22 protein-coding genes are annotated in these 22,606 nt (G+C 27.2%); 9 read left to right on the forward strand and 13 right to left on the reverse strand.

Annotated features, from left to right (window positions below):
- Nucleotides 1-275: 275 nt before the first annotated feature.
- Complete coding sequence (locus tag IC174_RS15575) at nt 276-899, forward strand: uracil-DNA glycosylase family protein (RefSeq protein ID WP_227435286.1); 624 nt, start codon at nt 276-278, stop codon at nt 897-899.
- A gap of 155 nt (nt 900-1,054) precedes the next feature.
- Here the strand turns inward: IC174_RS15575 and IC174_RS15580 are convergent, their stop codons facing one another.
- The 3 genes from IC174_RS15580 to IC174_RS15590 all read right to left on the reverse strand — a co-directional run bounded on the left by IC174_RS15580 (nt 1,055) and on the right by IC174_RS15590 (nt 3,018).
- A complete protein-coding gene (locus IC174_RS15580) occupies nt 1,055-1,834 on the reverse strand; it encodes an EFR1 family ferrodoxin (RefSeq protein ID WP_227483350.1) in 780 nt (259 codons plus the stop codon).
- A 69-nt stretch (nt 1,835-1,903) separates the two neighbouring features.
- Entirely contained in the window at nt 1,904-2,329 is a 426-nt protein-coding gene (locus tag IC174_RS15585) for a MarR family transcriptional regulator (RefSeq protein ID WP_227435289.1), read from the reverse strand.
- 11 nt (nt 2,330-2,340) lie between these two features.
- Nucleotides 2,341-3,018 (reverse strand): flavodoxin family protein, encoded by a 678-nt coding sequence (locus tag IC174_RS15590; RefSeq protein WP_227483351.1) that lies wholly within the window; start codon nt 3,016-3,018, stop codon nt 2,341-2,343.
- 261 nt (nt 3,019-3,279) lie between these two features.
- On the opposite strand from IC174_RS15590, the gene IC174_RS15595 reads away from it, so the two are divergent.
- Together IC174_RS15595 and IC174_RS15600 are read left to right on the forward strand one after the other, a co-directional pair.
- Nucleotides 3,280-3,666, forward strand: a complete 387-nt coding sequence (locus IC174_RS15595) for a BlaI/MecI/CopY family transcriptional regulator (RefSeq protein ID WP_227435294.1) — start codon at nt 3,280-3,282, stop codon at nt 3,664-3,666.
- Nucleotides 3,667-3,668: 2 nt separating this feature from the next.
- Nucleotides 3,669-5,471 (forward strand): BlaR1 family beta-lactam sensor/signal transducer, encoded by a 1,803-nt coding sequence (locus tag IC174_RS15600; RefSeq protein ID WP_227483352.1) that lies wholly within the window; start codon nt 3,669-3,671, stop codon nt 5,469-5,471.
- Between the two features lie 428 nt (nt 5,472-5,899).
- Here the strand turns inward: IC174_RS15600 and IC174_RS15605 are convergent, their stop codons facing one another.
- Nucleotides 5,900-7,978 (reverse strand): penicillin-binding transpeptidase domain-containing protein, encoded by a 2,079-nt coding sequence (locus IC174_RS15605; RefSeq protein WP_227483353.1) that lies wholly within the window; start codon nt 7,976-7,978, stop codon nt 5,900-5,902.
- A 344-nt stretch (nt 7,979-8,322) separates the two neighbouring features.
- On the opposite strand from IC174_RS15605, the gene IC174_RS15610 reads away from it, so the two are divergent.
- Complete coding sequence (locus IC174_RS15610; protein ID WP_227483354.1) at nt 8,323-8,901, forward strand: TetR/AcrR family transcriptional regulator; 579 nt, start codon at nt 8,323-8,325, stop codon at nt 8,899-8,901.
- Nucleotides 8,894-9,553: a CatA-like O-acetyltransferase gene (locus IC174_RS15615; protein WP_227435303.1), complete on the forward strand. Its 660-nt coding sequence runs from the start codon at nt 8,894-8,896 to the stop codon at nt 9,551-9,553. The genes IC174_RS15610 and IC174_RS15615 overlap by 8 nt, the downstream gene beginning before the upstream one ends.
- A 129-nt stretch (nt 9,554-9,682) precedes the next feature.
- Here the strand turns inward: IC174_RS15615 and IC174_RS15620 are convergent, their stop codons facing one another.
- The 5 genes from IC174_RS15620 to IC174_RS15640 all read right to left on the reverse strand — a co-directional run bounded on the left by IC174_RS15620 (nt 9,683) and on the right by IC174_RS15640 (nt 13,776).
- Nucleotides 9,683-10,735 carry an ABC transporter permease gene (locus tag IC174_RS15620; protein ID WP_227483355.1) on the reverse strand — a complete coding sequence of 351 codons (1,053 nt, stop codon included), beginning with the start codon at nt 10,733-10,735 and terminating at the stop codon, nt 9,683-9,685.
- Entirely contained in the window at nt 10,735-11,475 is a 741-nt protein-coding gene (locus tag IC174_RS15625; protein WP_227483356.1) for an ABC transporter permease, read from the reverse strand. Before IC174_RS15625 ends, IC174_RS15620 begins: the two co-directional genes overlap by 1 nt.
- Before the next feature lie 3 nt (nt 11,476-11,478).
- Nucleotides 11,479-12,237: an ABC transporter ATP-binding protein gene (locus tag IC174_RS15630; RefSeq protein WP_227483357.1), complete on the reverse strand. Its 759-nt coding sequence runs from the start codon at nt 12,235-12,237 to the stop codon at nt 11,479-11,481.
- A 101-nt stretch (nt 12,238-12,338) separates the two neighbouring features.
- Nucleotides 12,339-13,070 (reverse strand): PadR family transcriptional regulator, encoded by a 732-nt coding sequence (locus IC174_RS15635; protein ID WP_413926960.1) that lies wholly within the window; start codon nt 13,068-13,070, stop codon nt 12,339-12,341.
- A 97-nt stretch (nt 13,071-13,167) separates the two neighbouring features.
- Nucleotides 13,168-13,776, reverse strand: a complete 609-nt coding sequence (locus IC174_RS15640; protein WP_227483358.1) for an MBL fold metallo-hydrolase — start codon at nt 13,774-13,776, stop codon at nt 13,168-13,170.
- Nucleotides 13,777-13,942: 166 nt separating this feature from the next.
- Between IC174_RS15640 and IC174_RS15645 the strand changes: the two genes are divergently transcribed.
- From IC174_RS15645 to IC174_RS15660, 4 genes are all read left to right on the forward strand, one after another.
- Nucleotides 13,943-14,581, forward strand: coding sequence for a TetR/AcrR family transcriptional regulator (locus IC174_RS15645; protein WP_227483359.1), 639 nt, complete (start codon nt 13,943-13,945; stop codon nt 14,579-14,581).
- A 161-nt stretch (nt 14,582-14,742) separates the two neighbouring features.
- Nucleotides 14,743-14,940: a hypothetical protein gene (locus IC174_RS15650; RefSeq protein WP_227435321.1), complete on the forward strand. Its 198-nt coding sequence runs from the start codon at nt 14,743-14,745 to the stop codon at nt 14,938-14,940.
- A 114-nt stretch (nt 14,941-15,054) separates the two neighbouring features.
- On the forward strand, nt 15,055-15,717 hold the full coding sequence (locus tag IC174_RS15655; RefSeq protein ID WP_227435324.1) for a response regulator transcription factor: 663 nt from the start codon (nt 15,055-15,057) through the stop codon (nt 15,715-15,717).
- A complete protein-coding gene (locus IC174_RS15660; protein WP_227483360.1) occupies nt 15,717-16,898 on the forward strand; it encodes a sensor histidine kinase in 1,182 nt (393 codons plus the stop codon). The genes IC174_RS15655 and IC174_RS15660 overlap by 1 nt, the downstream gene beginning before the upstream one ends.
- A gap of 129 nt (nt 16,899-17,027) precedes the next feature.
- Here the strand turns inward: IC174_RS15660 and IC174_RS15665 are convergent, their stop codons facing one another.
- The 4 genes from IC174_RS15665 to IC174_RS15680 all read right to left on the reverse strand — a co-directional run bounded on the left by IC174_RS15665 (nt 17,028) and on the right by IC174_RS15680 (nt 22,343).
- Nucleotides 17,028-19,688: an ABC transporter permease gene (locus tag IC174_RS15665; RefSeq protein WP_227483361.1), complete on the reverse strand. Its 2,661-nt coding sequence runs from the start codon at nt 19,686-19,688 to the stop codon at nt 17,028-17,030.
- Nucleotides 19,685-20,368: an ABC transporter ATP-binding protein gene (locus IC174_RS15670; RefSeq protein WP_227435330.1), complete on the reverse strand. Its 684-nt coding sequence runs from the start codon at nt 20,366-20,368 to the stop codon at nt 19,685-19,687. Before IC174_RS15670 ends, IC174_RS15665 begins: the two co-directional genes overlap by 4 nt.
- 294 nt (nt 20,369-20,662) lie before the next feature.
- Nucleotides 20,663-21,598, reverse strand: coding sequence for a penicillin-binding transpeptidase domain-containing protein (locus tag IC174_RS15675; RefSeq protein WP_227483362.1), 936 nt, complete (start codon nt 21,596-21,598; stop codon nt 20,663-20,665).
- Between the two features lie 28 nt (nt 21,599-21,626).
- Nucleotides 21,627-22,343, reverse strand: a complete 717-nt coding sequence (locus tag IC174_RS15680) for a hypothetical protein (RefSeq protein ID WP_227483363.1) — start codon at nt 22,341-22,343, stop codon at nt 21,627-21,629.
- Between the last annotated feature and the right edge of the window lie 263 nt (nt 22,344-22,606).

Raw genomic sequence — 22,606 nt, forward strand, 5'->3', positions numbered from 1 at the left:
ACTTTACAAGTCAATGTAATTTTGCTATCTTTGGTTTATAACAGTTTAGAATTAATTTCTTTTATAATGGTAATAGATTAATATTATTTCTGGAGGTCATATTTATGTTTTTAAATAGAATTGAACTTTTCAAAGGATATTCTTTATATAAGTTATTAATTAATAAACATGACATTATGTTGTCATGTTTATTGTGCTATTATGTTTTTAAAATTCTTTTGCTTTACAATTACTTTTTATAGTATTTAAGGCTTAAAATTAAGGAGCTTAAACATATGAAGATAAATATAAAATCAACTTTAAATGAATTTATTAAAAATAATAATCTTTTTGAGGATAATGAAGTCTTATCATATCTTCCCAATATAACAATAGATACAGACTCTATAAAAACTATAATGATTAACGAAGTTGTACCAAGTAATCCTAATGATGATTTTTATAGTTTAGATGAGCATGCTGACTACTTAAAAAATACAATCCCTTTATTCCAAAATGCAGGTATAAAAGTATCTAGCATAAACGATATCTTAAATCTAGGCATATATATAACAAATGCAGTAAAATTACCTAAATCAGAATATACAATAACTCGCGACACTATTCAATCGCACATGCCTATTTTAGAAGAAGAAATTAAATTATTCAGTAATCTAAAGGTAATAATGTTAATGGGAGATGTAGCAAAAAAATCTTTTAATATGATTACTAAAAAACATACAAAAAAGAATGCAGTTCCTTCTATTTCAACATACAAACTTCGTAATAATGAACTTTATTATGACAATTTACGAATATTCCCATCATATATTATGACTGGTGGAAACTTATTGATTGAAAAATCAAAATTCGAAATGGCCTCAGAAGATATTCAAAAAATGATAGAACTTATAAAATAATAGAAAAGTGCCTCATAAAAACGCTTTGAGGCACTCTACTTTTCAAATCATAAGTTATAATTATAGTACTTTTTTTATAGTAAATTTAAATTTTTATTTAATATTATTTATCACTAACCTTTAATATTGTCCATCATTGAACAAATCAAACTTATCTATTTTTCTAAAAATATATCCTTTACTGTAACATCTGGATGGTGATACTTCTTTCTATCTGTCAAAAACGATTTTTTTATATTAATAGCCTCTTTTGGACACCAATGAAAACAGGCTAAACATCTTTCACACTCATTACTCCACTTTGGTTTTCTGTCAACTATACTTATGTTTTCTAATGGACAAACTCTTTTGCATGTTCCGCACCCATTACAATTATCTTCTGCAAAAAATTTAGTGGTGGCAATCTGCATGTTTTTACCTACTAGATGAAGTACAACACTATCTATATGTGACTTTAAATTGTTTTTTCCCTCTATATTTCCAAATTCCAAGTTATTGATACATTTTGCAACTTCAGCTACTCTATTAGTTTGACTTCTCAATCTTTCCTCTTCAACATCTGGAGGTGTTATCAAAGCATTTCCAGGCATATTAATTAAAAAACCAGCAGATAATTTTTTACCCTTTTTCTTAAGTAATTTATCTATAGTAAATAAACTGTGTCCAGCCACCCCATTGCAAGTGGCAATAGCATATATATGAGTATTACTATTAAAATTCAACTTATCTATAAAAAACTTTACTATATCAGGAACATCAGAGAAATAAACTGGAAAAACAATTATCAATATATCTTCATTTACGTCTATATGTCTTTCTTTTCTATGTATAGCTAAAGGTATTACTTCCCCATTTTCATTTAACATTTCTTTTAAAGTCTTTGAAACCACTAAAGAGTTTCCTGTTCCAGAAAAATAATAAATCTTAGAACTCATCCCTATCCCTCTTTCTATTGTTTTGTATCATCAATGAGTTAAAAAGACTTCTTAAAACATAGTTTATACTTATTTACTGAGTTTATCTAAAGCTTCAGTAAATAAAGACAGCTCCTCATCTGAAATAGTTTTAAATGTCTCTGTTGCATATATATCTGCAATTTTATTTAATGGCTCTTCTAATTCTCTGCCTACATCTGTTAAAAATATTTGAAATTTTCGTCTATCTTTAACATCTACTTTACGAACAATCAAGCCTTTATTTTTCATAACATCTAAAATTCTTGTTGTATTAGATTTATCCTTACATGATTTTTCGCACAAATCTATTTGAGAAATTCCATCTTGTTCCCATAGAAATCTTAATAAAGCATAATGATCAGTTGTTATATCATACCCATTTTGCTTAAACATCTTTTTTAAATCTTCTTTTACTTTCAATGAAGTACTTATTAACTTACTTGTAACTTCATATAATTTCTCAAAATCTCTCATAATACCTCCATCTAAATAATACCTTGCGCCTCCCATCTATCAATTATTCCTTTATATTGCTCAATATTTTTAAATGCCATTGGCTTTAAAATAATATTCATAGCAATAAAAACGTAGATTTGAGAAAACACAGGTGGATTTTTCTTTTCCTCTATACAATAAACAAATTTTTTAGATACCTTTTGTATCTTTGATTCTACTCTTTCAACTATAGGATTTTGATTAAATCCAACCTTTACAGATAAATGACCACAAACATAACCTCCTGAATCTGAAACCATTGATTTCATAAAAGAAATAGCTTTTGAACCACGAGCATTTTCATATGTTGTAACTGCTATACATGGTTTATGATACAATAATCGCTCTAACATCATATGAGCTCTATCTGTAAACACCTTAAAAAGACCAGTTACACTACTTCCATAAGTTGGACTACCAAATATAACGCCATCACTCTTAGTAATTATATCATGAATATGCTCTACTTTATCATTTTGATTAATACACTTACCTATTTTATAACAATTTAAACAACCAATGCAATATGATGGATTGACTTCACTTAGATTAAAAAAATTGATTTTGACATTTGGTTTAATTTTTTTTATATCTTTGCATAACTGAGTCAAAACCTTTGATGTTGCCCCATTTTTTCTAGGGCTTCCATTTATAACTGTAATTATCATAATTTATACCTCCATTTTAGTTGTTATATCAACAATAAGTATATCAACCATTTTTTTAACTGTCAATATAATCCTTATATTTAATTTTTTACCATACATACAGATTAATTAGTCATAGATATACAGCTTAATTAATACTATTTATGTTTAAATACATGTACTTTCTAGATGACTAAAAATGAACTATTTAAAAAAATTGACAAAGCGAACTAATGATAATATACTTTATGTATTACAAATGTAAGTATAAGGAGGTATCTTATGAAAAAACTACCACAGATTTCAGAAGCAGAATATCAAGTAATGAAAATCATTTGGAAATATGCTCCTATTAGTACGAATGAAGTGATTGAAAAGCTAGTAAAAACAAGTAAGTGGAGTCCTAAGACTATTCAGACAATGTTGTTGCGTTTGGTTAAAAAGGGAGCTTTGGCATATGAAAAAAATAGTAGAGTCTTTGTTTATACTCCAATTGTTAAAGAAGAAGAGTATGTATCTACAGAAAGTAGTTCTTTTTTAAATCGCTTTTATAATGGAACACTTAATTCTATGGTACTAAATTTTTTAGAGAATGATAAATTATCAGAAGATGATATAGAAGAATTAAGACATATTTTAGATAAAAGGAAAACTAAGGAGGATAAGTAAGTATGTATGCTCCATTTTTTATTCGATTCTTGCTTAGCACAATAACCTTATCTTTTTTAATTATTATAATTTTGCTTGCTAAAAAAATATTAAAAAAACATATTTCTGCAATGTATCAATACAATATCGGGTTTATGATACTTATAATGTTAATAATCCCATTTATTCCGCTTAAATATATTAATCATTTAAATATATTTAGCTATATATCTAGTTTTACTCAGATTGAAAATAATACAGCAAATACTTCTATTGTAAAAAACTCTTCAGACAGTATAATTAATAATTCAAATGCATTAAAAGATTTTTCAGTATCTTTGAGTCAATCTAATTTCGATAATTTAAATATTTTATTGCTAACATTATGGATAATTGGAATTACAACCATGATAATTATTACAGTTCATTGTAATTTTAAAATAGGAAATATAAAAAAATCAGTACAAATTTTAGAAGATGAAGAGATACTTTCACTTTTTAAGCACTGTAAAGAAAATATAGGTTTAGATAAGAATTTTATACTATGTAAATCATCTATTATAAATACACCTATTACATTTGGATACTTTAGGCCACATATTATATTACCAAGCGAATCTATATCTAAATTATCTTTAAAAGACATAAGATATATTTTACTTCATGAATTACAACACTCTAAAAACAAAGATATTTTAGTAAATTATCTAATGTGTTTTTTCCAAATATTATATTGGTTTAATCCTCTTATCTGGTATGCACTTAAAGAAATGAGATTAGACCGTGAGATTGCATGTGATATTTCAGTTTTAAAAAGACTTGATGAGAATAGCTACATAGAATATGGACATACCATAATAAATTTTATAGACAATCTATCAAAGCCATCTAATCTCACACTTACTTCAGATATTGGTGGTTCAAAAAAGCAAATAAAAAGACGTATATTAAAGATAACAGATTTCCAAATTGAGTCAAAAGCTTTAAAACTTAAAAGTATTTTAATTTTTACAATAATAGCTTTAATTGTATTTGGAAGTAGCCCTACACTATCCATTATGGCAGATGTCAATGAAAAATATAATATTACAAGTAATCAAACTTTATATGAAGATTTAAGTCAGTATTTCAAGGGTTTTGATGGAAGTTTTGTAATGTATGATTTAGAGTCAAATCAGTATCATATTTATAATGAAGAAAAAAGTAAAACGAGAATTTCACCAGACTCCACTTATAAAATTTATAGTGCTTTGTTGGGATTAGAAAATGGTGTGATAACAAGAGATAATTCATACATTCATTGGGATGGGAAGTATTCTACTAATGATTCTTGGAATAAAGACCATGACTTATTTTCTGCTATGGAAAACTCCGTTAACTGGTATTTTCAAGATTTAGACAAAAAAAATGGTATGAAGAAAGTACAAACTTATCTAAAAAAAATTAACTATGGAAATTGTGATGTTTCATCTGGGATATCAAACTATTGGTTAGAATCTTCTTTGAAAATCTCACCTATTGAACAGGTAAATTTACTTAAAGATTTTTATACAAATAAATTTGAATTTAAAGATGACAATATAAAAATTGTAAAAGATTCATTATTGATATCTAAAGAAGCTGGAGTATCGCTTTATGGAAAAACTGGTACTGCTAATATAAATGGAAAAGATGTAAATGGTTGGTTTATAGGCTATGTAGAAAAAAATGGAAATACTTATTTATTTGCAACAAACATTCAAAGTAAAGATTATTCTAATGGTATCACAGCAGCCAAAATAACATTATCTATTTTAAATGATAAAAAAATATATAAGACAAATTAATGCAAATATACTTTTAAAATTACAATAAAAAAATTTGATGGTTGTAATTTGTTCACATATATCTATATAAATACTCTAAATATGTGATTTTATTTATAAATAGTTTAAATATTTATGTAAGTTTTTATTTATTTACATAAAACCTAATACTTTTTCTTTAAGATTTAAAAACTTCATACAATATTCAAATTAATTCTCTATAAAATTCATATACAAGGTTTATTATATAAACATAGAAGATAGTAAAACTAGCTTAAAAACATAATATAATACCCTATACAAATAGTGGCAACTCTCCCTCACATCCTCAATTGTTGCCACTATTTTATTTTTTGAACTAATAAAAGACTTCACTATATAGTGAAGTCTCTTATTAGTTTGACTTTTATCTAAAAATAAGCCAAAAATATAATCTCTAATACATCATATTAATCTTCAAATACTGATTTTATAATAGGTATAACATAATGGCTTCCTCCACGATGTTTCACATCTTCAACCATAGCTAATGCTAAATACTGTTTGTCACTATTTTCATCAACTGTAAAAGCATTAAACCATCCAAGCTCTGTTCCAGTAGTATCATCTTTTGATGCTTTAATTTCTGCTGTACCAGTTTTTCCAGCAATAGTAACTCCTTCAGTTTTAGCACTATGGCCTGTTCCATTTGGATTTTCAATAACTTGAATTAAATCATCACGAATAATTTTCACAGACTCTTTAGAAAACACATCTTTTTTCCAGAATTCAGCCTGTGGATTTTCTTTAAATTCAAGATAAGGCCTTATCATACTTCCATCATTGACAAAAGTTGAATATATTGATGCCATATGTACTGGATTTACAAGTACTTTACCTTGACCATACCCACTATCTGCTAATTGTATTTCTGTATCAAATTTATTGTCAATACCAAATTTTGAAGAAGCTAATCCAAATTCAAATGGTATACTTTCTTCAAATCCCAGTTTTAACAATTCTTTTGATAATACATTTTCACCTATTTTTAATGCTGCTTTGGCAAAGTAAATATTATCAGAGTAAATCAATGCATTTTTCATATTTACAGTATTTCCATAATCCTTTAATGTAGTTACCTTATAACTTCCCCAACTAGAATCTTTTTGCCAACTAAGACCACTATGTCCAAAATTTTCATTAGGATTAATCTTTCCTGTTGTTATACCAATACCAGCAGTAACTGGTTTGAAAGAAGACCCAGGGCATAGTCTGGCTTTAAATCTATTATACATTGGTTTATTTTCATTTTCATTGAGTTCCTTCCATCTATCCCCTGACATACCTAGTATAAATTCATTTGGATTGTATGATGGACTACTTACAAGAGATAAAATCTCTCCTGTTTTAGGATTCATAACTACTGCGCAACCTTTATCATTTTTCAACTGGTCATATAATTTACTCTGTATCTTCGAATCAATGGTCAGTTTGACATCTTCCCCATCTTGCTTTGGAACAATTGCTAAAGTTTCTTTTTTATCTCCATATCTATCAGCTATGATAATCTCACATCCATCAATACCACGTATTCTGTCTTCCAATAAACTTTCTAAACCAATTTTACCTATTATGCTATTAACATTGTAGTTCTTTCCCTTTTTTTCTTTTAATATTTCTGCATTCACATTTTGAACATACCCAGTTAAATGACCAGCTTTTTCACCTAGTGGATATGCTCTTACCTCTGTATTAGATATTTTAACTCCTGAAATGCTAAGTAATGATTCTTGTAATGATTTATCTTTTTCTTTTACAGATCCATCTGGATTTTCTTCTATTTTTTCAATAGTTTTTATAGGTACCATTGAGTTTTCTTTTACCCAAGATGCATCTAATTTTTTTTGGATTTTCTCAACTGGTATATCTAGTAAATCAGATAGTTTTTTTAGGTCTTCTACATTATTACTCATCTTTCCAGGCACTAATCCTATAACAGATGCAAGACCTTGACCAGCAAGTACTTCACCATTTCTATCTAAAATATTTCCTCTTTTAGCTTTAAGTGTTGATACTAGAACCTTATTATCATTTTCAAGTTCTGGAAATATAACTTTTGACTGCCATCTTATTCTATAGTTTTTTTGCTTGTCTTTAGTCAACAATACTTCATTTGAAAATGAGATTTCTCCTGCTAAAGTGTTTATTTTAGAATCATAATTTATTTTTGTACCTTCATCTTCATCTTTTTTAATGCCCTTAATATCAATACTTATATTGTGTGCACTAATTCCTTCGTATATTTTTTTATTTCTAGAGATAAAATCTTCTTTTTTGTTTTCTAGTTTACTTTTCTCATCTAATAGATTGTACATTTTTTCATATTGTCTTTCATTTGCGAAAGACATATACTGTTTTAATACTTCATCTGGTTTGATTTTATTAAATCCATTCAATACAAAATTAATTGTAAGACCAATAATAACTGTAACTAAACAGATTAAAGCTCCAAGGATTAGTAATTTCTTTGTTTTTATCTTTTTTTTCATACAAACCCCCTTATTCTTCAATATATTACATATGTAAGCTTTAAATTTAAAATAAGCCCATAAATATATCAATTATATACTTTTTTATTGGTCTATTGTTTTTAAATATACTCATAAAAAATATGTATCTTAAATATTATAATTGATAGTAATTTATATATTACATATGTAAGTTTTAAAAGTCAATATTATTATTACTATCTTTAATAAATTTCTTTCTTAATTTAAAATAAATTAAGTTATCTTACACCTAACTGTTTTATACTATATAAATTTAAATTGACAAAGCGACATAAGTGTCTTATAATCAAAAGCGACACGCATGTCGCAAAGGAGGAAAATCTATGGCAACAAAGGGAATACAAACTAAACAATTTATTATTGATACTTCAATAAGGTTATTTTCTGAAAAAGGCTACAGTAATGTAACTATGAAAGATGTTTGTGAAGCATGTAATTTAAGTCGTGGTGGTCTATACAGACATTTTAATTCAACAAAAGAAATTTTTATTGATATGCTAAATTCTCATAAAGACAATGCTAAAAATTTATTAGATGAAAGTATCAAAGAAAATATATCAGCTAGGCAAATGTTAGAGTATTTTCTTAATCAACAAAAGTCAGAAATACAAAGTGAATATTCTGGACTAGATTTTGCAATCCATGAATTTGCTTTTGTAGAAAAAGACCAGCGTGATTATATGAACAAAAGATATAACTCAGCTATTACAATGCTTTCGAAGTTAATAGATTATGGACAATCTAAAAATGAATTTAAAAAATGTAATTCTACAATACTTGCAACACACATAATGTTCTTGTTTGATAGTATGAAGACATCCGCACCTGTTTTAATACTTACAGATAACGATATTGATAATCAAATAAATCTTATAAAGGATATGGTGATTTTATATGAATAAACAACAATTCCATAAAATTGACTTACAAAACTGGGAACGATATACACATTTTTATTATTTTTCAAAGATGACAAATGTAGGATTTGATTTAACTATAGAAATAGATATTACTCATTTACTTGATGAAACGAAAAAGAAAAATATCAAATTTTATCCAGCATATCTATATATAGTAACAACTTGTTTAAATCGATATAAAGAACTAAAGATTGCATATGATGAAAATGAACTAGGATATTGGGATACTTTAACTCCATTCTATGCAATTTTTCATGATGATAATAAAACTTTTTCATCAATATGGACAGAATACAATAAAGATTTTTCAATATTCTATAAGAGTTACTTAAATGATGTTGAACAATATGGAAAAAATTATGGTTTTTTAGCAAAACCTAATCCTCCAAAAAATTGCTATACTGTTTCATGTCTTCCATGGATTAGTTTTAAAAGCTTTACTGTACATAATCATGGTCTTGAAAATTATTATTTCCCTACAGTTGAATCAGGTAAGTATCATCAAAAAGATGAAAAAATACTTCTCCCTCTTTCTATAACAGTACATCATGCAGCTACTGATGGATACCATGTAAGTTGTTTTATTGATGATATACAAAAAATGTGCTTTAATACTGATACATGGCTATTCTAAAAAACATCTGTATTATAACCATGTATTATAATATTTATAATCTAGGATAAACAATCACATTGCACTGATAGGATAATGTGATTGTTTACTTATTTTAATTATAACTATTTATTTTTTCTTTAATTTTATTTAGTTCTCAATTTTATTTAAATATTTTACTCTTTTAGTGCATCCCACAGTTAACAAAATTAAAGCTACTATTATTGCTGTTAAAATATAAATATAGTTCATATTAGAAAACCATCCTTTCCCATCTTCCATGTAAGTGGAAATACTTATAAAGCATCGTATAGGACTTATGATACTCATATTTTGCAACATAGTAGGCATTTTATCAATTGGAATAAATGAACCACCAGCAAGTGATAATATAAGAGATATACCAGTAGCAAATAAATTTGCATACATCTCTTTATTAAACAAGGAAGATACAAATGTTCCAAAAGAAGTTGCCAAAGCCGATATCCATACACCCATTAAAAGTAAATTTATATAACTGATACTAATATCAATATTAAATAATTTAATAATAGTTATAGAAACTAGATATTGAAAATATGTGATTGCAAAGTTATATAGCATATTCCCTAACACATATCCTCTTATATTTTGTGGTGAATATAATATTCTTGTAAATGTACCTGAATTCTTATCTTTAATAATCATTGATGCTGTAATAGTAGATGTTATCATTAAAAATAATACAATAAAAGCAATTATTCTTTGCAAAACCCCTAATGTATTTTCTTGTAGTTTACTTATATTTATAGGTGTTGAATCTTCTTTATATGATTCTATTAAATACTCTAATATATTATTTGTACTTTTATCTTTTATAGAATAAAGTTCGAAATTACCCTTATTAAAATATATAACAGCAGAATATTTTCCAGTTATAATATCAGTTTTAACTGTTTTAAAATCTGCAGTTTCAACATCAATTCCTTGAGTACTTTTTAATGCCTTAACCATATCTGTATAAATATTCTTTTCAGATTCATTTAAAACTTGCTCATTTTTATACTCACTTAAAATACCAATATTAAAAGGTGGTTTACTTATGTAGTTTGCCATTACTCCAAGTATTACTATAATTATTGGAAATAAGAGTGTTACTAAAAATCCTGATTTTTTATTTATATTTCTTTTAAAATTATTATTAAAAATACCTATTAGGTTCACTATATAAATGCCTCCTTTTTAAAAAATTTAACTGTAAGTACTGTAATTAAAATACTTATCATTACAAATATAGATGATATATAAAAAATAGGTTGAAAATTATTATCATAAATACAAGTAACTATACTCCTATTGACCCAAGTCAATGGTGATATATTAATTGCTAATGAAACAATTGGGTTTAATGAACTAACTGGAAAAAATACTCCTCCTAAGAAACCAAAAATCACTATTGGTATATTAATGATATTACGTAGTATATCTAAGGTTTTGCATGCAAGACCTAAAAATAAACCTATAGCTGATACTACAGTTGATTCACACACTAAAAGAAAAATAATAACTAAAAAATTTCCACCAAAACTTATCTGAAAAACACTTTTTATTATCATTAAAGTTATTACATTACACAGTGAAAGTATAATTGTACAAGAAAAAAGTTTTGAAAGTACTAGTGCTGTTATAGAAATAGGAGAAATCATATAACGATATGATGTACTAGAAATTTTCTCATCTTGTGCCGCATATGAAACACTAATAATTCCCATAAGTACACAAAATGGTATTGTGACAATAGTATAATAGTTATATGATGTAAATTCTGTTCCATAAGATTTTGATGTTAAATATCCTAATAACATTATGATTATTAATGGAAAAACAATATTATAAAATAAAATAAAAAAATCTTTACTTCTTCTCTTTATTCCTAATCTAAACAATGGTAAAAAATATCTCATATATTATTCCTCCGAATCTCTCAAATTTGTACCTGTAAGATATAAAAAAATATCCTCCAAGGTCTTGAAACCAAGTTTTAAATACTTATCTTTGTATACGCTCTTATCTAAGTCTTCTAAAATTACTCCTTCATCAATTAAAATAATCCTATTACATAAAGCTTCTATTTCCTCCATATAGTGACTAGTGTAAATAATTGTTGTACCATTCTTATTAATCGTTTTAATTGCTTCCATAATTTTATTTCTCGATTGAGGGTCAATTCCAACTGTTGGCTCATCCATAATGAGAATTTTAGGACTATGTGCGATTGCACAAGCTATATTTAATCTGCGTTTCATTCCTCCAGAAAATTTTGATGGAAGTTCTTTGTGTCTACCCCAAAGTCCAACAAACTCTAAGGCCTCTTTAGTTCGAGATTTGAGTTCGTTTCCTCTAAAACCATACAATGAACAAAAGAATTTAACATTATCATATGCACTTAAATCTTCATATATTGCCAGTTCTTGTGGCACAACACCAATAGCACTTTTAAAAACATTTTGCTGATTTTTGATACTTTTACCTTTATAATATATATCGCCACTATCTGGAGATAAAATCGTAGTAAACATATTAATAGAGGTGCTTTTTCCTGCTCCATTTGGCCCAATAAAACCTAAAATGTCCCCTTCTAGTATTTTAAAACTCTCCCTTGATACAACTTCCTTATTTTTATATCTTTTAGATAACTTTTCAATCTCTAATAGTACATTTTCCATTTATAAAACCTCCTAATATTTTAACAAATATTATATATCCAATGTTGTATATATTGTTTTTTTAAAACACGAGTCTTTGACCCGTGTTATTATGAATAAACTTATTTTTTATTTTGTAATTTTAGTATTATTTTATCTATATTTTCTATAGCTTTGTCTGGATTATTAATTATTTCATCTCTGAGTTTTTGAACCTCTAATAGTTCACTTGTTGCCTCATTTGCAAATAAAAAATCTTCTTCTATATTTGAAAAATCTATAGATTTAATGACGTTCTGTGTTTCATAACCAACAGATATGTACTTATCAATATTATTTAGTATTTCCTCATGCCATAGTATTTGATAATTCAAATTATCAATTGTCATATCAAAGGCAATTCTTTCTGTTGGAAGGCTTTTTTTATCAATCTTTTTAATTTCTTTCCAGTTTTCCCAATACTTTTTCTGCTCTATCAGATGCTTTATATGCTTTTCAAGATTGGTTTGTATAGTATCTCTTGGTAATACATCTAAAATATTATACAACAAAAACTTATTTGAACCTATTGGAACTATAGGCATTTGCAGTTCTTTTTGTAGTTCTTCTCTTAGCTCCACTTTACCACTTTGTGTAATCTCATAAATCTTACGAATTCTAGCACCATTTTTTTCTTCTCTCAAAACTCTAACTAATCCATCTTTTTCTAACTTTGTCAAAGCATAGTAGATTGAACCAGATTGTATTTTGGTCCATCTATCTGCACCAGAAACTTGTAAAAATTTTTGAATTTCATATCCATGTGTTGGCTTAATATTTAAATAATATAAAATTAAAGTACGTATCAGAAAAATTCACCACCTTATACTCTATCTTGGATATTATACTATCACCAACGTTGTATATAGTCAATAGTTATTATTTTAAATAATGTATCATAAGTTATTATTTTTATTCTTTAGTACAAGGGCTTCCATGAGACATACATATCCAGTTGTATTTTAAATTTTCTAACTCATTTACAGATTTCATCATTTTTTCAGAGTCCCAGTTCCACAGATTAGGATATGGAATTATATTTCCGTTCTTATTCTTAACTAAGTCTCCTGCAAACAAAACATCTTCAAAAAGCATACAAACATGTCCTGGTGTATGTCCTGGTGTATGAATAATTTTTATATTTCCAACTTGCATATTGTCTCTATAAGGCTCTATATCTTTAATAATTCTTTTTGCAATTGTCTTTCCAATAAATTTTTTGAATCCAGGTCTATCCTTCTCTCCTATAATAAATGGGATATCTTCCATATGAGCCCACACTTTTGCTCCTGTATATTCTTTCAATAACTTAATATTAGACATATGGTCAACATCATGATGAGTCAGTAAAATATGCTTAATATCAGTTAGTTGAATCCCAAGTGTTTTTAATTCTTTAATTATACCATTCCCCATAAAAGGAAGTCCTGTATCTATCAATGTAATCTCTTCATCAAACACAATAAAACAATTTGCACCACGAGTACTATCTAACAACAAGATATTTTCTTTTATTTGCATAAATAAATCCCCCTTTTTTATATTTTACCTATATAATTAATTAGTAAAGTTATAATAAATTATAGTGCTTTACATTAATTTTATTCGCAATAGTATACCGTTGTTATATAAGTATGCCACTAGTATACTATTTTATCAATGGAATCAGTAAAAAGGAGTGTTTTATATGCCAGAATTATCAAAAAGAGATAAAGAAAAAATCCAAAGAGAAAATGAAATTGTTGTCAAAGCAGAAAAATTATTTTGTCTTAATGGATTTGATAACACCTCTATGAATGAACTAGCAAAGGAAACAGAATATACAAAACGTACTATATATAAATATTTCTCATGCAAGGAAGATTTGTTTTTTGCTGTTGTACTAAGAGGGTATAAAAGACTTTGGGATAGTGTTAAAATAGAAAGTTCAAAAGGTAAAACTGGATTTGAAAGATTAAAATTTTCATATTCTGCATTTCATAAATTCTACTGTAAAGAGCCTTCTTTACTAGCTTTAATGGGAATGATTGGACTTGTACAATCTAAAAACTCAGACTTAGAGATACCTTTTAAAGAAAAGTTTTTTTCTTTCAATAAATTTATGTTTGAAGAAATACAAGAACTATTTGAAATAGGAAAAGTTGATGGAAGTATTAGGTCAGATATTGAGATACCCACTCTTATGTATTCATCAATATTTACACTTACAGGATTTTTTAATTTATTATCTATAACAGGAAAATCGTATCTCAACAATTTTAATATAGAAGAAAAAAAATTTATTGAAACCACTCTTGGTCTTTTGATAGATTCACTTAAAGCGTAGTTTTAATTTATAAGTTTTTTGACAGGAATTTTATTTTCTGTGCAGGATAATCTAGAGGATAAAATGATAACTTTGTTGTAGAACAAGGATTTCCATTGTGTATGATTTTGTGTATCTGTATAATATCTGTATAAATAGAAATTTACGTTGGAGGGCTGTGTATGGAAGAAAAAGATAAAAGAAATAGTTATGTTACTTTATTTATGTTTATAGGTGCAGGTATTGGTATTGCTATCGGTTTTGCGATTGGTATCTCTCAAGGAAAAACTGGAATATCTATGTGTTATGGATTAGTATTTGGAATGATAGTAGGAGCTGGTCTTGGAACTATTATAGAAAAGAGCAATAGTAAAGATTAAAACAAATTCCAGTTTGGTAACTGAATATTCAATATCACACAAGCAGTTAGTTATTTATGCTGATAACCATATTTTTACACTATAATTTCTTTTAAATGAAAGGACTGAAAATAAATGGCAAAAATACTTCTTTTAGAAGATGATGATACAATTGCATTTGGGATAAAAGCTTCCCTAGAAAAGAAAAACCATGTAGTTTGTTGTTATAGTACAATCACTGAAGCTAAGAAAAAATTTGATAAAGATATCAATTTAATTCTACTTGATTTAAATTTACCTGATGGGATTGGATATGAATTTTGTAAATATGTTAAAAATATAAGAGATATTCCAGTGATATTTTTGACAGTGCGCGATGATGAAAAAGATATTGTACAAGGTTTGGATATGGGTGCAGACGACTATGTGGTTAAGCCATTCTTACTTTCAGTACTTCAATCTAGAATTAATGCTGTACTTAGACGTACTCATTCTAACACTACTAGCACTCTTACATGTGAAAATATAAGATTGAATAAAGATGAAGTCAAAGTATATTTGGACAATATTGAAATCTCTTTGACAGCAGGAGAATACAAACTACTCCTAAGTCTAATGGAGAATAAAAATAAAGCACTTACTCGTGCAAAACTCTTAGAAATGCTCTGGGATATAGATGGCAACTTTGTAAATGATAATACTCTTACTGTTACAATAAAGCGACTTAGAGAAAAACTAAAAAATCCATCCTGTATAAAAACCTTGAGAGGTATAGGATACAGAATGGAGGACAGCTAGTGAAAATAAAAAAATATATCAATAATACTGTTATTTTTATAGTATTCTGTTTAGTTATTACTATTTTGTTAAGTATAATTCTAACAACTGTAACTTCTTCTGAAGAATATAATATGATAGCTAAAACCATTGGTACATCCTATCAACTTAATCCTAAATCTACAGAACATATTTTAGAATCACTAAAAAATTCAGATTCTCATGACTTTAATGTGGGAAATGAGATTTTATTAAAACATGGTTATACTAAAAATACATTTTGGTATAAAAACTTTTTTTATTTCATGATAGTGTCCTTTATTATAGTGTCAACAATGGCTATAGTTATGTTTATAATTCAGTATAGAGAAAAAAGAAAAAATATGAATAGAATAAATATGCTTACGAGCTATTTAGAAGAAGTAAATTTAGGAAAAGAATCTGTACTTTTACGTTGTGAAGATGAGTTTTCACATCTTGAAGACGAGATATACAAAACTGTGGGAGAACTTCGTTGCTCAAAAGAATTTGCTTTAAAAGAAAGACAAACTCTTTCAGATAATCTTGCAGATATCGCACATCAACTTAAAACTCCAATTACTTCTATGTCGCTCATGGCACAGTTACTTGCAGAAAGTTGTCCCAAGGAAGAAATAGATTACCTCAACAGACTTACAAATCAAATATTAAGATTAGAAAGATTGGTGTCATCCTTACTTACTTTGTCAAAGTTAGATGCAAGTACTTTAATATTTGAAAGTAAGCTTATAGATGTCCATTCTCTTCTTACTCATGCAGTTGAACCTATAGAAGAAATTTTAAAAGAAAAAAACCAGACATTTCTTATTGAAGACTCTTCGTTTGTAGAATTTAACATTGATATTAACTGGACTTTGGAAGCTCTTTTAAATATTCTTAAAAACTGTAGTGAACATGTAGAAGATGGTGGACAGATTGTTGCTTATTATAGTAAAAATCCTCTATACATTGAAATTATTATAGAAGATAATGGTAAAGGTTTTGCTCAAGAAGACCTGCCATATATTTTTAATCGATTTTATCGTGGTAAAAATGCTAGCAAATACAGCATTGGTATAGGTCTTGCTCTATCAAAGTCTATTATCGAAAATCAAAATGGTACTATACATGCAGAAAATTGTCATCATGGTGGTGCAAAATTCATAATTAAGTTTTATACATAAAAAACTGGATTATAGGAAAACACCTATAATCCAGTTACATTATATCTTATTTATCATTTATACATTATTTATAACTTACACACAATATTATTTAAAGTTGCTTTTAAAAAATATTCAAATAAATCTTGTTTATATTGTCTCATTTTTTATAGATTCTACTATGTTTTCATTATTTAATTGTTTACATCCCATAATATACGATGCTATTACTACAATAAGTATCAATATGGTAAAACTCGTCACTATGGATATTGGTGCAAATAATAAATACTCCATAAAACTTATTTCATTTATATGGATGAAAGCATACAATATAGCTATTTGCACAGGAATACTGAGTAATAATGGTGTAAGACCAAAAAATAATCCTTCTAAGATAATCATCTTTTTCATGCCATTTGGAGACAATCCTGCAGAACGTAACATAGCAAATTCTTGTCGCCTACTTCTAAGATTCCCTGAAACAGTCGCCCATACATTTGATAAGCCAATTGCAGCTAACAATGCTGTAATAAATCCTACTATTAAATTCATAGTTATTTGTCCACTATCACTTAACTCTTCATTTTCTACAACATCATTAATCCTATAATCACCTGACCCATAATATTGGTTGCAAATAGATTCAAACTCTTTTCTTACTTTAGAAATATTATCATGATTATCTATTTTAAATAGCCCTGTTATCCTATTTGATTTTAATCTACGATTTTCATGGTAATTTTTAGACATATCTTGTACTGTAGACATTGGTACTACTTGAATTAGTGTGTATCTACCAAGCCTTTCTGCTATTTGTGGAAGTGTATCTGTAATAGCTCCTACTTTCATGTTAAAAGTATAATTTCCCTCATCTTCATCATATACTTTTTCATTCAATGTAATGTTATCTCCTACAGAAAGATTTAAATAATCTATATATACTTTATCCCTACGTGTACTACGCTCAACATCTTCCTCACGATTATATACAATTGAAATTGGATTTTTTGTATCATAATATGGTTTAGGGTCTATAGAAAGTTGTTTGCAATATTTTGCAAAACTCTCATCATCAAGTCCAATCATAGTTGAAGTGATACGAAACTTACCATCACGTTCTATAGGAGAATATTTTTTAGCTGAGACTATATTTTTAAATCCTCCACTCTTTGCAAGCTCTTTTGAAGCATCTTTTTCAGTTAACCAAGTTGCTGCAGACATTTTTAGATAATATAATGAACTCTCTACACCTTGTGTATTGTTTAATTGCTCTAAAAACTGTTTTTCTGTAGGTTCACTATTTTCCAAATACAATGATATATCCCTTTGACTCGCATAAATATCACTACCATAAACACTCTCTGCACCTTTTTGACATGCAATTATATTTAGAAAGCTTGTCAATAATAAAAAAGAAAGTGTTAAAGATATTGTTGCAGTACGATAAGATTTTTTACGGGCACGAAGCGCATTTACTGCAAGTTCTCCTTCTATACCAAATAACCTTGTTAATGAGTATTTATTGGAACTTTTAATTTTAACACTATCACCTTGTCTGATTGCTTCTATAGGTGCTAGTTTTGATACTCTACGTGCTGGTATCAGTGCGGAAACCCATACTGTTATTATTGTAAGTAAAACAGCTGGTAAGAAAGCAGGAATACCATAAGTAAAGATTACCTGTTGATTATCAATATTAATATTTACTGAATTAATATAACTTACAAGGCCATTACACAATGCCCACCCTAAAAATAAGCCTATAGGTAAAGGAATAATTGTCAATAAAAAACCTTCAAAAACTACAGACTTTTTAATCTGCTTTGGAGATGCTCCAATACTAGCTAGTATGCCCAATTGAGTAAGTCTAGCATTTGCTGATAATGCAAAAGCATTATAAATCACCATTACAAATACAGCCACTGTAAAGATTGCTATTGTTAAATACATAAGAGGTGTTGAAAATTTTTCTATACTGTTCATAGATGCTTTCTGTTCTGGAGAAAAGACTAACTTTTTTAAAAGATAATTACTATTATACTTAAGATTGTATTTTCCATATTCATTCATTTTCCATCCTAATGATTTAGCAAGCTTTGGAAGCTCTTTATATGTACCTCTAATATTTTTAAATCGCAAATATACAGTAATATTATCACTAGGCTTTATACTTGATCTATCAAGATAACCAAGAGCTGTATATGCAGGTACAACTGATGAAGTAGTAACATCTATTTTCCCTACTATTGTCAACACAGTTTCTGAAATCTTTCTAAAACTTTCACCTTTTGCTGTTGGTGCTGTAGGTACAATATAATTTTCATTTAAAACCCTATCTCCTATTGGGATAGTAATCTTATCACCAACTTTTACATTTGGATTACTTTCAAAATATTGTTTTGAGAGTGCAATTTCATTAGCATTATTTGGTCGACGCCCCTCTAGTATAGTGTCTTTTTCTGGCATAGAATTCCAATATTCTGATGTGGCATTTCTATAAATTATGTAATCCCTTTTATCATCATTAATTTTACCTACATACCATGGTCCTTTAATCATCACATCATCAACTGAAGAGAAATTTTCAATTAATGATAAGTCACTTCCATGAGTTTCATCAAATAATTCTCCATGCCAATTACCTTCTTTCTCAACTGAAAGTCTTATAAAATCACTCCACATTGTATATAATAATCCACATAAAGAAGACATCATAGTTGTAGTAAGTAATATAGCCAACATTATAGCTATACTACTACGCTTATTACGACGTACAAAATCTAAGGTGTATTCTTGAAGAATATTCATTTCTTCACCACCTTTTCAGAAACTATCATACCATCTTCCATAGTTATAATGCGATTTGCTTCTAATGCTATTTTTTCATCATGAGTAATAAGAAGTATTGTTTGATTAAATCGTTTATTTGATAAGTTTAGTAAATCTACAATTTCTTCAGAATTTTTTCTATCAAGATTACCTGTTGGTTCATCTGCTAATAAAATAGCTGGTCTATATATTAAACTTCTAGCTATAGCTACTCTTTGCTGTTGCCCACCTGAAAGTTGACCTGGAAGATGTTTTAGCCTATCAGTTAATCCCAAGGTAGATACAATTTCCGAAAACCTATCTTCATCCACTTTCCTCTTATCAAGTAACATTGGTAATAATATATTTTTTCTAACATCAAGAGTAGGTATAAGATTATAAAATTGATATATAAGCCCTACTTTTCTGCGTCGAAAAATTGCCAATGCTTCTTCTTTTAAGCTTGCTATCTCAGTATCTTCAATATAAATTTTTCCAGATGTAGGTCTATCTACTCCTCCAAGCATATGGAGTAATGTAGATTTTCCAGAACCAGAGGCTCCTACTATGGATACAAAATCACCTTTTTGAACTGATAAATTCAAATTATTAAGAGCCGTCACCATAGTTTGATTTGAGCCATATGTCTTTGTTAAATTTTCACATTTTAGTATTTCCATATATAATCATCTCCTTTATAGTTAAAGTTTAGCAATCCAAAATGACATTATAGTGACACTTCAAACTAAATGTTGACTCTCTCTCAAAATACTTTTTTCAATTAAATATGATACTTTACATAAACACCTTATAAATTTTAACCAATATAAGATTATTTTTTATTAAAATTTTGCTCATATCCTTTTACATATACTTAAAATAATATAAATAAAATAAAAACTATGCAATATATTTATCAATTCATTGCATAGTTCCTTAAATCTACCTAATATTTTAGTATAAAGTTATGTCTATTATATAGTATTGTAATATTTCTTAATTATATCAATTGCAATCTCTTTTACTTTTGGTCCTCCGATTTTTTTATTATAATCATCTGATTTAATAGCAAAGTAATATTTATCATCTTCATTTTCTACCATCCCAACAAACCATGCATCAACACATTGCTTCTTTTCATCAAATCCTGTTCCAGTTTTACCATATACATTTATTTTCTTATCATTTGTATCTATTTTCATAATCTCCTTCAAGAGATTAATATTCTCTTTTTTAAAACTTGTATCACCCTCAAAAATTTTAGTTAATACTTGTGTTTGCTCTTTGGGAGAGATTTTTAATGAAGATTCTAACCAGAACCCATTTAAATCTTTACTTCCATTTTTTAAATTTCCTTCCCACTCACTAATGTCACAATTCCCATATTTTAGATTATCTAGTGTATTTTGAACAAATTTAGCATCAACTTGATTCATCAGTTTTCTATGATACCAAACACAAGATACTTTAAATGCTTCTTCCAAATTAAGATTTCTATTCCAATCTTCAATCTCATAAATTGTGCCATTATACCCCATAACTGATTCTTTTGAATTTACTATTCCTTTTTCTAAACCAATTAATGTTGAAATTATTTTAAAAGTAGAACAAGGTGAAGCCCTTGTTTCAATTAACTCTTTATTGTATATATTATATTCTTTATTTTTACTACTATAAAAAACAGCCCCTCCACTAACATCTTTAAAACAATTACTATAATCAACTACATTAACTTTATCTTTTTTCTGTTGTGTACTATCTTTACTATCCAATTCATTTGATTTAAAATTTGTATTGTTACTCTTAATATCTTGTTCTTTACTCTTTTGATTACTTTCCATTGAATGTTTTGCTATAAATGCAATGATTAATAGAATAATTATTAAAATAAAACTTGTCTTTCTTTTCATATCTTACTCCTTCCCTATATATGTATATTTATAATCCTCCTTTAAAATAATAGACATCATCTGCCATATACTCTAAACGTGGAGCTTGAATGTGTTTATTTGTAAAATCTAACTCTGGCTTATTTCCTTTTAAATCTTTAAAGAATACAATCCCATCAACAGATTGTAATTCAGCTCCAAAGAAAAAACAAACTGATTTTTTATTACCAACTATCTTAGTTACATCTACATTTCTATTTAACTTATTTATTTTATTTACTACTTCTTCGGAAAAAATATTTTCTAACTCCTTTTTGCCAAGTTTAATATTTAGATTATATTCAGAATTTAACTTTTTTTCATCACATGCTTTTAAGACTGCTTGTGCAACCTCTATATAATCCTTTTTGTAAAGTTGGAATCTAAAACTTTCACTTGGTCTAGGAAGAAATATAGTAGATATACTTATAAAAGTACAAACTATACATCCGATTACTTTTCTTTTATTTAAATCTTTTCTAAGATGTAGCTTAATAATATGTACACAAATCCATATGAAAGCAATCAACATTAATGGTATTGCAAATAATCCTATGAATAGTAAAATCACTCCTCCTCTCAATATAATATTTCCACAAAGAAATAAGAAGTCACTTACAAGAAATAAAGCTACAGGAATAATTATTCCTTTTATATTTTCTTTACCTAATATAATTATGTTGATTAAAGCTATTATAAAAACAGCTATTATAACTATCAGTAACATTGTTCTCTCCTTTCAAGTAGTAAAATTATGTCTGAGTATACACCTAAAACTTACCATTGTAATATTTAAAATATTACAATAGTAAGTTTTAAAAGTCAAGTTATTTAAATCTTTTAAACTAGCTTATTTTTACTAAATTCTAAATAAGTTTTATAATAGGAGTTTTGTTTTTATATGTAGCATACTAATTAATACTGTTTACACTGTAAGTAAATTTAAAAATAATATCTGTAATATAGCAGAATATATCATGAAAATAAATT

This window comes from Clostridioides sp. ES-S-0001-03 (assembly GCF_020676075.1).
Taxonomy (GTDB): domain Bacteria; phylum Bacillota; class Clostridia; order Peptostreptococcales; family Peptostreptococcaceae; genus Clostridioides.